Genomic DNA, 10,283 nt, shown 5'->3' with positions numbered 1-10,283 from the left:
GCTGCCCCTCATCCGCCTGCCGGCCCCTTCTCCCCGTGAACGGGGAGAAGGGAGCTAGTCTCCGAGCGGCTCCATCTCCTTGCCGGTGCGGTGGATCTGGGCGTTGTATTTGATGCGGCGCACCGTCTCGCGGGCCGAGCCGTCGAGCTTGTAGGCGGAGGCCACCGCCAGCAGGTCGATCGCCGCCAGGAAGGCGAAGCGGGATGCCGTCGGCTTCAGCGTGTCGGGATATTCCGGCACCGCCACCGTCAACCTGACGTCGCAGGTGCGGGCGAGCTCGGTGTCGGGCGCGGTCACGGCGATCGCATTGGCGCGGTAATGCTTGGCGAGCTCGACGGCCTCGATCACCTCGCGGGTGCGTCCCGTCGCCGAAATGGCGATCACCAGATCGCCGGGCTTGAGCGTCGAGGCGGTCATGCGCATCAGATAGGGATCGCACTGGGCGCTGACCGTGATGCCGTAGCGGAACAGCCGGTATTGGGTTTCCTGCGCCAGCGCCGAGGAGCTGCCGCCGAGGCCGAAGACCGTGACCTGGCGCGCCTTGGCGATCAGCTCGGCGGCTTTCTGCAGCTGCGCAGGGTCGAGCTGCCGCTCGGCCTCCTGCAGCGCCCGGCGCGCCTCGCCGAACACGGCGTTCCAGAACGGCATGCCATTGTCATTGCTGACGGAAGGCGACTTGGCCAGGTAGAGCGCGCCGACGACGAGGCTCTGCGCCAGCTTCAGCTTGAAATCGCGCACGCCCTCGCAGCCGATGGCGCGGCAGAACCGGGTCACCGTCGGTTCGCTGACCCCGGCGCGCTGGGCAAGGGCGGCGTTGGAGGCGTCGACGGCATATTTGACGTCGTCGAGAACGACATCGGCGACACGCCGTTCGGCTGGGCGCAATTCGCTGTAGGAATCCTTGACCAGCGAGATGATGTCGGGGATGCGCCGGACAGGATCGCGTCCCTCGGTATCGGGGCCTGGAACAGGCTCGTCCTGGCTGCCAGCGTCGGTCATGGGGTCCTGGTCTTTCCCTGGGTTGCGAGGCTGTCGTCTTAGCATGTTTGCACGCCCTGGCTCCACGTGCCCGACCGGATCGCAACCGCAGCGTGTCGTTGGGGAAAGCTCACCTTCCTCCGTTCCTCTCCGGTCCGTGTCAGTTCCGAAGTATGTAGGAAAGCAACATGCATTTCAAGGCCGTAAAACCGACATTAAAACAACATGATAGGTATACTAATCGATTTTCGTGATACGGCTGCTATCGTCGGCGCTTGACAGGAAAGTAGGATAGTTACAGACTGATTTTCGCTGGGGATGAGCCAATGGATCATCGCGCAATCTTCCCGGGGGGCAGATGAACACGGGCGATGCAAAAAAGCCGAAGCTTGGCGTGCAGGCAGCGACCAAGATCTATCACACGGCCTCCGGCGACCTGCTGGCGCTGGACCGCTGCAGCGTCGATGTCAGCGTCAATGAAATCGTCTCGATCGTCGGCCCTTCCGGCTGCGGCAAGACCACGCTTTTGTGGTCGATGTCGGGCCTGCACAGCCTGACCAGCGGCGAGATCCGGCTCGACGGCAAGGCCATCACCGGTCCGCATCCCGATATCGGCATCGTCTTCCAGGAGGCGAACCTCCTGCCGTGGCGCAACCTCGACGCCAACATCCGCTTCCCCTTCGAGATCAAGGGCGAGAAGCCGGACCGGGCGTGGATCGCGCATCTGCTCAACCGGGTCGGACTCGATGGCTTCGGCGGCAAGTTTCCGCGCGAGCTGTCGGGCGGCATGCAGCAGCGCGCGGCGATCGTGCGGGCGCTGGCGCTAAAGCCCTCGGTGCTTTTGATGGACGAGCCGTTCGGCGCGCTCGACAGTTTCACCCGCGAGGAGATGAACCGGCTGGTCGAGGAGATCTGGCTCGACACCAAGACAACCATCGTCTTCATCACCCACTCGATTGAGGAAGCGATTTTTCTCTCGGACCGGGTGGTGGTGCTGAGCGCCCGGCCGGGACGGGTCGCCAAGGAATACCGCGTGCCGTTCCCACGGCCGCGTTCGCTGGAGATCATGGCGACGAAGGAGGTCTTCGACCTCACCAACCGGATCAAGATGGACATTGTCGGCGAACGCACGCGGCCAAAAGCGCCGGAGCGCCCGAGCGCCGAAATCGTGAGGATCAGGCCGTGAGCGGGGGCGATGCCATTCCGGAATTCTCAAAGTCCAAGTCGGGCGCCAAGGCGGGCGATGGCCATGAGGTCAGCCTGACCAACCTGTCCGCCTTCGCCAGCGGCCCCGGCATCAAGTCGGGCAAGGAGGTGGCGGCCATTCTTGCCGTGGCGGTGATCATCATCGGCGGCATCGAACTGGCGCTGCGGCTGTTCCACGTGCCGCTCTATATCATGCCACCGCCGAGCTCGATCGCCTATGCGCTGTTCGACGAGTTTCCGCTGATCGCGCCGCATCTCGGCTACACGCTGGTCGAGCTGGTGTCCGGCTTCACCATCGGCGCCATCATCGGCCTGGTGCTGGCCGCCGTCATCACCCAATTCCCGTTCGCGGAAAAAATCGTCGCGCCTTACATCCTGCTTCTGGTCACCACGCCGATGCTGGCGCTGGTGCCGCTTCTGATCCTGCGCTTCGGCTTCGGCTACACGCCGCGCATCATCGCGGTGGCACTGGCCGCCGGGCCGATGGTGATGATCAATGCGGCGACAGGCTTTCGCCGCGTCGACAGCGCCAAGATCGCGCTGGCGCGTTCCTATGGCGCCAGCACCCTGCAGATCTTCTGGAAGATCCGTGCGCCGATGGCGTTGCCGATGATCCTGGTCGGGCTGATGATCGGCGCCATCTTCGGCCTGCTGACCGCGGTCGGCGCGGAAATGGTCGGCGGCGGTTTCGGCCTCGGCAACCGGCTGACCACCTATTCGTCGATGATCCAGATGCCGCAGTTCTTCGCGGTGGTGCTGATCCTGTCGACGCTCGGCATCCTGATCTACGTGCTGTTCTTCCTGATCGGCAAGAAATGGGCGAGCTGGGAGGCTTGAACACAGGGATATGACGGCGCCCGGGAGGCGGGCGGCAAGAGACTGACATCAACAAAAAAGGGGAATGCCATGACCAAAGAGAACTCGATCAACCCGGCGGGGATCAGCCGCCGCTACTTCCTGCAGGTCACCGGCGCCGGGCTGGTGACGGCGACGGCGCTTGGCGCCACCGGCCCGAAGGCCAGGGCCGAACCCTACGGAAAATTCACCTGGATCTCGCCGCGCGGCACGCTCGAAGTGCTCGACGACTATCCCTACTGGGCGGCCAAGAAGGCCGGCTATTTCGACGGGCTGGACACCGACATGCAGCCGGGACCATCGGACGGCACCGCGACGGTGAAGTTCGTCGATGTCGGCCAGGCCGATATGGGCTTCCCGTCGCCCGGCGTGTTCTCCTTCGCCATCCAGAACGGCATGAAGCTGAAGTCGGTGTTCCATATGGGCGCGCGCGACACGTTCAGCATCGCCTTCCGCAAGGGCGAGGGATCGAACGACCTGAAGAAGCTGGAAGGCAAGACCATCCTGCTCGGCTCCGCCGCCTGGCAGTCGATCACCGACCCGCTGCTGGCCGCGCAGGGCGTCGACATCAAGAAGGTGAAATATGTCGAGGCCGGCTGGCCGACCTGGGGAACGGCGCTGGCCGGCGGCCAGGGCGACGCCGCCCTGTCGTGGGAAGGGCTGCGCGCCGAATGGATCGCCAAGGGGCTCGACTTCGAATACTGGCTCGGCGTGCAGAATTCGAAGCTGCCGGCCAACACCTTCGTCGTGCGTGCCGCCGATCTCGAGGATCCCGACCGCAAGGCGTTTTTGGAAAAGTACCTGCGCGGCTGGGCGATGGGCCTCGAATTCGGCTACCAGAATCCACGCGCGGCGGTCGAAGCGGTGTTCGAGCAGTTCCCGACGCTGGCCAAGAATCTCGGGCCGGAGCTCGGCACCACCTCGATCCTGCAGCAGATCAACGTTTTCCGCGGCGACATGGACAAGCGCGGCGGCTGGGGCTCGCACGACATGGCGAGCTGGCAGGGCTTCTTCGACGAAATCCACAAGATCGGCCAGATCACCGCTCCGGTGAAGGCCGAGGATGTCTGCACCAACGATCTGATCGGCCCGGCCAATGATTTCGACAAGGCCAAGGTCAAGGCCGATGCCGACGGCGTCAAGCTGTCGGAAGGTTTTGCCGCGCTCGATGTCGAGAAGATCAAGGCGCATCTGTTCGATTCGGCGGTGAAGTAGGGCTGCGCAACGGGTCATGTCGGCCGCCCTCCATTACCCTGCCTTGGCTCCTTTCCTCTCCCTCCGGAGGGGGGAGAGGTGGCGCCGCGAAGCGGCGACGGAGTGGGGAAAGGCGTTCGTCAAACGCGCAGTCGCCACAAGACAGGCACAATCTGACGAGCAAGAGACCTCAAGCGCGCGGCGAGGGTCTCGACCCCCACTCCGTCGAGCTTCGCTCGACACCTCTCCCCCGATCGACGGGGGAGAGGAAAGGGCCGGGCAATGAGCGGCGGCGCTGACCTGAGGTGATTGTCTCGGATAGACATACGAGCGGCAACCGATCGCCGCGCACAATTCAATCAAAGCCTGGGAGATATTCGGTGTCCGACAAGGTAAAAGTGCTGGTGGTGGGTCTCGGCAATATGGGTGCGTCGCATGCCAGCGCCTATCACCGGCTCGACGGTTTCGAGATCGTCGGCATCATGAGCCGGTCGATCAAGAGCAACACGAAGATTCCGGAAGAGTTAGCCGGCTACCCACTCTACGAGGATTTCGACCAGGCGCTGAAGGAAACAAAAGCGGACGCCGTCTCGATCAACAGCTGGCCGAACACCCACGCCGAATACGCGCTGAAGGCAATCGCCGCCAACTGCCATGTGTTCATGGAAAAGCCGCTCGCCACCAACAACGAGGATGCCGAGAAGGTGGTCGCGGCGGCGCGGGCCAAGAACCGCAAGCTGGTGCTCGGCTATATTCTGCGCGTGCATCCGTCGTGGATCAAGTTCATCGAGGTCGGCAAGACGCTCGGCAAGCCGCTGGTGATGCGGCTCAACCTCAACCAGCAGAGCAGCGGCAGCGCCTGGCACTGGCACAAGAACCTGATCGATTCGCTGATCCCGATCGTCGATTGCGGCGTCCACTATGTCGACGTCATGTGCCAGCTGACCGGCGCCAAGCCGGTGCGCGTGCACGGCATCGGCGCCAAGCTCTGGGCGGAAGCCGACAAGCAGAATTACGGCCATCTGCACGTCACCTTCGATGACGGTTCGGTCGGCTGGTACGAGGCGGGCTGGGGCCCGATGATGAGCGAGACGGCCTATTTCGTGAAGGACGTCGTCGGCCCCAAGGGCGCGGTGTCGATCGTCGCCGGCCAGCAGGCAAGCAGTGTTGCCGAGCTGGCAGAGGTTTCGAATTCCGCCGACATCGACCGCCACACCAAGACCGATGCGCTGAAGATCCATTATGCCGCTGTCGACGGCGACAAGAATTTCTCCAAACCCGACGAGATCGTCAGCATGGAGGACGAACCCGGCCACCAGGAACTGTGCGATCGCGAGCAGGCCTTCTTCCTGCGCGCCATCCGCGAGGATCTCGACCTCACCGAGCAGATGGATGCGGCGGTCAACAGTCTGCGCATCGTGCTGGCCGCCGAGCAGAGCATCGCACTGGGGCGCACCATCGACCTGGCCTGAAGTCGCGCCAGCCCCCTCATCCGGCCGCTTCGCGGCCACCTTCTCCCCGTTGGGGAGAAGAGGGTGGCGCTGGCGCTGCAAGTCTCCTCTCCCCTCGGGGAGAGGTCAGCCGAGCGAAGCGGAGGCTGGGTGAGGGGGCCGATGCCCCAATACAGTTCTCCGCAGGAGCAGCATCAACACAAGCTATCCGCCGAAGGAGAGAGATATGGCCGCCGTCACCGACAGTCTGCTGAAAACCTATGCCGAGTCCGACGCGCTGGACCTTGCGGCGCTGGTGAAGCGCGGCGACGTTACCCCGGCGGAGCTGGTGGAAGCGGCGATCACGCTGGTCGATCGGCTCAACCCGACGCTCAATGCGGTCATCCATCGCCTCTACGACATGGCGCGCGCCCAGGCGCAGACGGTCGACACATCAGCGCCCTTCGCCGGCGTGCCATTCCTGCTCAAGGAGCTGGCCTCGTCCTGGACCGGGGCGCCGAACACCAACTCCTCATTCTACCTGAAAGATGTCGTCGCCGATTTCGACACCGAAGTGGTTCGCCGCATGAAGGCGGCCGGGCTGGTGCTGGTCGGCAAGTCGAACGCGCCGGAGAACGGTTGGTCGATCACCACCGAGCCAAAGCTCTACGGCGCGACGAAGAACCCGTGGAAGGAAGGCATCACGCCCGGCGGCTCCAGCGGCGGAGCGGCCGCGGCGATTGCTTCGCGCATGGTGCCGATCGCCGAAGCCAGCGATGGCGCCGGCTCGATCCGCATCCCGGCCTCCTGCTGCGGCATCGTCGGCCTGAAGCCGTCGCGCGGCCGCGTCAGCCTCGCGCCGTTCGGCGACTATTGGTATGGCGGCGCCTATTTTCTTTGCTGCTCGCGCACGGTGCGTGACACGGCGGCCTATCTCGACGCGGTCGCCGGCGCGCTGCCGGGCGACCCCTACACGCCGCCGGTTCCTGATGGCAGCTGGCTCAGCCTGTCGGCGCGGGCGCCAACGAAGCTGCGCATCGGCTTTTCCGTCACGCCGCCCAACGGCACCGCGATCGATCCGGAGGTGAAGGCGGCGGTGCTGGAGACCGTGGGGACGCTCGAGCGGCTCGGCCACCATGTCGAGGAGCATGACATGCCGCTCGACGCCGATGCTGTGTGGAAGACCTACACCAACATGACCTGCGTGCAGACGGCGGCGACCTTCGACTACCTTGAAACGGTGATGGGGCGGCCGGTGACACCGGGCGATGTCGAGGCGGTGACCTTTGCGATCATCGAGCGTGGCCGTGCGACCAGCGGCACCAGGCACATCTCCGACGTCGAGCAGCTCAGGCAGGTCGGCCGCGACATCGTCGGCGACCTTGGCGCCTACGATGTCTTCATCACCCCGACGCTGACGCAGCTGCCGCGCCCGCTCGGCTATTACGACATGTCGGAAACCGATATCGACCGCTACAACGCCAAATGGGCGGACTCGGTGTTTGCCTTCCCCTTCAACATCTCAGGCCAGCCGGCGATCTCGCTGCCGCTCGGCTGGTCGAAAGACGGCGTCCCGATCGGCGTGCAGCTGGTCGGCCGCTACGGCGACGAGGCAACGGTGCTGGCCGCGTCGGCGCAGCTGGAGCAAGAGATGCCGTGGAGGGGGAGAAGGCCGGCGGTGAGTGGTTAGGTGCTTGGCAGCCCACCGCCGAGTTCCGTGGCGCCCCCTCTGTCCTGCCGGACATCTCCCCCTCAAGGGGGGAGATTACGCGCTCAACAGCCTTCGCCAAATCATCTACACGGTAAGGTGGGCGAGACGGCGAAGCTGCCAATCTCCCCCCTTGAGGGGGAGATGCCCGGTAGGGCAAGGGGGGCGTAGAGCGCTGTCCCTGCAGTGACCCGCCTCGTTATCCAATCCTCTCCAGCCGTCGCGGCAGCCTGTTCATCGGCTTGGGCCCGTCCGGCGTGATCAGGAACTGGTCCTCGAGATTGAAGCTAGCGAGGCCGTCTATGTAGAGCGGGATCTCGAAGGCCAGCACCATGCCGGCTTCGATCACGACATCGCTGTCGGCGGCGATGAACGGCCATTGTTCGGAAAACACCGACTGGCCGACGCCATGGCCGAAATGGCCGCGGCGGTAGGTGCGCAGCCCTTGCCGCGCCAGGCTGTCGGTGGCGACGCGATGCACGTGGGCGAGCGTGGTTCCCGCATCAAGGGACGCCAGGCCGTCGTCAAAGGCCCGCTCGGCGATGGCGTGCAGTTCGGCCTGCTCGGCGGATGGCGGCCCGAAGGTGAAGTTGCGCGACATGTCGGAGGCGTAGCCGCCGACCGTGCAGACCATGTCGCACTTCAGCGGATCGCCAGGCATCGCTTTCGCATCGGCATCTTTGGCCCGAGCGCCCAGCGTCACATATTCGGCAGTTTGGACCGTATGAGACAGGCCGGACGCGGCCGTGGCGACACCTTGCCGGTAGAGGGCAATGAGATCGGCCTGGCGCATGCCGGCCATCGCATCGACCTGCAGCCGCTCCAGCCCGGCTTCCGACAGGATGATGCCTTGCTGCAGCAGGTCGATCTCGCGCGGCGACTTGATGGCCCGCAACCTGTCGAGCACGGCCGAGCCGTCGACCATCGTGCAGGCCGGCAGCAGCGCCTGCATGACCGAGAAATCGGCGGCGGGAACAAAATCGAGGTCGACGCCGACCCTTGCGCGCCCGAGCCCAAACCCGGTCAGGATCTGCTTCAGCTCGTCGACGGCACGGGCGAGTTCGAATGTCGCGGGCCGAGAAAAACCAGGCGCCCGGCCGGCAAGGCCGGCCTCGATGCGTTGCGGCAACCCTTGCCCTGACGTCGAGGCGTCCAGCGTGGCGGCTTCGATCCAGATCGGGTGGCTGCGGATGACAGCGTCCGGCAGAACCCGCTGCAATTGTCCCGCATTGAAGTCCGCCACCACGACGCCGATCGGCAGGTCTCGGCCAGCCGGGATGACGACAAAGCCGGCGCCGGAGCGCCGGAACAGTCCCGCCGGGCCGATCGAGGCTCCGGTCGCATAGTGGAAGGCCTCGGGCGCGCACAGCACCAGCGCCTCGATGCCGGCGCGGTCCATCAGTTGCGCCGCGCGCTGGCGGTCGACAAAGCCTGTCATGGGTTTCTCCACTGTCCGAAGCGGCAACGGAGCATTCCGGGCATCGACAATCAAGCCGCTGACAACAGCTACTTGATCGATTCCAGCTTGGCGACGGCGGCGGTGAAGCCAGCCAGCGACACCGGGATGGTGACCGGCTTGCGGGTGACCGATTCCATGCCGATGTTCAGATTGGTCCCCGACTTCATGGCCTTGATGAGATCCGCCGACAGTGGCGTGGCGGCATAGGCGCCGTTCTGGTCGCTGGTCTGGATGGCAATCGTCGTCTTCTGGCCCTGATCGATCTGGAAGGAGGCGCCGGACGGCAGGAACAGGCCGTGCGGCAGGGCAAGCAGCATGGCGAGGCTGCCATTGCCGTTGTCGCGGCGCACGGTCACGGTCAGCACGCGCTGCCCGGTCTTGGCCTCGGTCAGGTTCTGCGAAAGCTGGCACTGAAGCTCGGTGGTCGCCGAACCGCTGGAGCAGTTCATCGCCCACGGATTGGCATCGGCCGGTTTTGCATTGCTTTCAGCCGGCTTTGGCTGGGCCGGCTTGGCATCTTCGGCGAGGGCTGGGCCGGTGGCCAGAGCAAGCCACAGGGCGGCCAGCCCCGCGGCCATGCCGAGTAGATTAGGCTTTGCTAAAGTAAATGTCATGTTGTTTTGCCGGATGCCTTGCATGTTTCCTCGCCGCGCCCGGTATTCTCCCGAGCATGGCTTGATACAACACCCGCGACTGTTCCGGAAGCCGAGCAGGAGGCAAGCAAGCCGGCGAAATTACTGTGGCTTTTCGGATACAACGAACAATATTGCAGGAGGCCCTCAGAAATCGAAGCGCCGGAGACTCGCTATACAATAGAATTCGAGTAAGATTTTACACGGGGTGCGTGCAGTCCCCGAAGGACTCGCCAGGGATGGGAACTACCGAGACGCCTCGGCAAGTTGGTGAGATGGCGGCGCGTGGGGAGGATTTCCGCGTGCACGCCGGCTATCGCCGTTCGCGAATCGCCAGGCATCTCTGGAAGACGACGGCACTGACGACGCTGGCGCTCGGCCTTTCAGGCATGGCCGCCTATGGCGATCCCAACGGGCTATGGCAGCCGCAGATCCGCGCCATCATCGGCGCCGACAACAATGGCGGCAACGGCGCGCTCGAAGGTTTCATCCCGCTCAAGCAGACGGCCGAATCCGTGCTGTTCCTGGATGTCCGGGCCAAGCACGATTTCAAGGACGGTTCCGGCCAGGATGTCGGCCTCGGCATTCGCCGCATCGTCAACCCGGACCTGATGATCGGCGGCTACGCCTATCTCAATCTCGAGAACTACAACTCCACCCAGTTCACCGCGGCCACGCTGGGCGCCGAGGCGATCACGCCTCATTTCGATGCGCATGTGAACGTCTATCTGCCGATCAAGGGTGATTCGACGGATCACTCGACCAGTTCGACCCTATCGATGGTCAGCAACCAGCTGATCGAGCAGATCTCGGTCCTCGAC

Annotated in this window: 9 protein-coding genes; 6 read left to right on the top strand and 3 right to left on the bottom strand. The window is 64.5% G+C overall.

Going from position 1 to position 10,283, the window contains the following annotated elements:
- Window positions 1-54: 54 nt before the first annotated feature.
- Window positions 55-999 carry a MurR/RpiR family transcriptional regulator gene (locus EN925_RS09570; protein ID WP_024504069.1) on the bottom strand — a complete coding sequence of 315 codons (945 nt, stop codon included), beginning with the start codon at window positions 997-999 and terminating at the stop codon, window positions 55-57.
- A gap of 337 nt (window positions 1,000-1,336) precedes the next feature.
- Between EN925_RS09570 and EN925_RS09565 the strand changes: the two genes are divergently transcribed.
- From EN925_RS09565 to EN925_RS09535, 5 genes are all read left to right on the top strand, one after another.
- A complete protein-coding gene (locus tag EN925_RS09565) occupies window positions 1,337-2,164 on the top strand; it encodes an ABC transporter ATP-binding protein (protein WP_127368508.1) in 828 nt (275 codons plus the stop codon).
- Window positions 2,161-3,021 carry an ABC transporter permease gene (locus EN925_RS09560; RefSeq protein WP_013528757.1) on the top strand — a complete coding sequence of 287 codons (861 nt, stop codon included), beginning with the start codon at window positions 2,161-2,163 and terminating at the stop codon, window positions 3,019-3,021. The genes EN925_RS09565 and EN925_RS09560 overlap by 4 nt, the downstream gene beginning before the upstream one ends.
- Window positions 3,022-3,090: 69 nt before the next feature.
- Window positions 3,091-4,254, top strand: coding sequence for an ABC transporter substrate-binding protein (locus EN925_RS09555; protein ID WP_027162853.1), 1,164 nt, complete (start codon window positions 3,091-3,093; stop codon window positions 4,252-4,254).
- Between the two features lie 359 nt (window positions 4,255-4,613).
- Window positions 4,614-5,705 (top strand): Gfo/Idh/MocA family oxidoreductase, encoded by a 1,092-nt coding sequence (locus EN925_RS09540; protein ID WP_063169586.1) that lies wholly within the window; start codon window positions 4,614-4,616, stop codon window positions 5,703-5,705.
- A 205-nt stretch (window positions 5,706-5,910) separates the two neighbouring features.
- Window positions 5,911-7,353, top strand: a complete 1,443-nt coding sequence (locus EN925_RS09535) for an amidase (protein ID WP_127384853.1) — start codon at window positions 5,911-5,913, stop codon at window positions 7,351-7,353.
- Between the two features lie 217 nt (window positions 7,354-7,570).
- Here EN925_RS09535 and EN925_RS09525 read toward each other — a convergent pair whose 3' ends face one another.
- Complete coding sequence (locus tag EN925_RS09525) at window positions 7,571-8,809, bottom strand: Xaa-Pro peptidase family protein (RefSeq protein WP_127370022.1); 1,239 nt, start codon at window positions 8,807-8,809, stop codon at window positions 7,571-7,573.
- Window positions 8,810-8,877: 68 nt separating this feature from the next.
- On the bottom strand, window positions 8,878-9,444 hold the full coding sequence (locus EN925_RS09520) for an invasion associated locus B family protein (RefSeq protein ID WP_245461097.1): 567 nt from the start codon (window positions 9,442-9,444) through the stop codon (window positions 8,878-8,880).
- 257 nt (window positions 9,445-9,701) lie between these two features.
- Here EN925_RS09520 and EN925_RS09515 point away from each other — a divergent pair.
- Window positions 9,702-10,283, top strand: a 582-nt coding sequence (locus EN925_RS09515) for an inverse autotransporter beta domain-containing protein (RefSeq protein ID WP_164894168.1), incomplete at its 3' end; no start/stop codon positions are given.

It is taken from the genome of Mesorhizobium sp. M7A.F.Ca.US.006.04.2.1, from assembly GCF_004022915.1.
GTDB lineage: Bacteria > Pseudomonadota > Alphaproteobacteria > Rhizobiales > Rhizobiaceae > Mesorhizobium > Mesorhizobium ciceri.
This window is presented reverse-complemented; position numbering and strand designations above follow the sequence as displayed.

Excerpts from the sequence above, each read along its gene's own strand:
- EN925_RS09525 (WP_127370022.1), bottom strand. The coding sequence starts at position 8,809 with ATGACAGGCTTTGTCGACCGCCAGCGCGCGGCGCAACTGATGGACCGC.
- EN925_RS09570 (WP_024504069.1), bottom strand. The coding sequence starts at position 999 with ATGACCGACGCTGGCAGCCAGGACGAGCCTGTTCCAGGCCCCGATACC.
- EN925_RS09520 (WP_245461097.1), bottom strand. The coding sequence starts at position 9,444 with ATGACATTTACTTTAGCAAAGCCTAATCTACTCGGCATGGCCGCGGGG.
- EN925_RS09565 (WP_127368508.1), top strand. The coding sequence starts at position 1,337 with ATGAACACGGGCGATGCAAAAAAGCCGAAGCTTGGCGTGCAGGCAGCG.
- EN925_RS09535 (WP_127384853.1), top strand. The coding sequence starts at position 5,911 with ATGGCCGCCGTCACCGACAGTCTGCTGAAAACCTATGCCGAGTCCGAC.
- EN925_RS09555 (WP_027162853.1), top strand. The coding sequence starts at position 3,091 with ATGACCAAAGAGAACTCGATCAACCCGGCGGGGATCAGCCGCCGCTAC.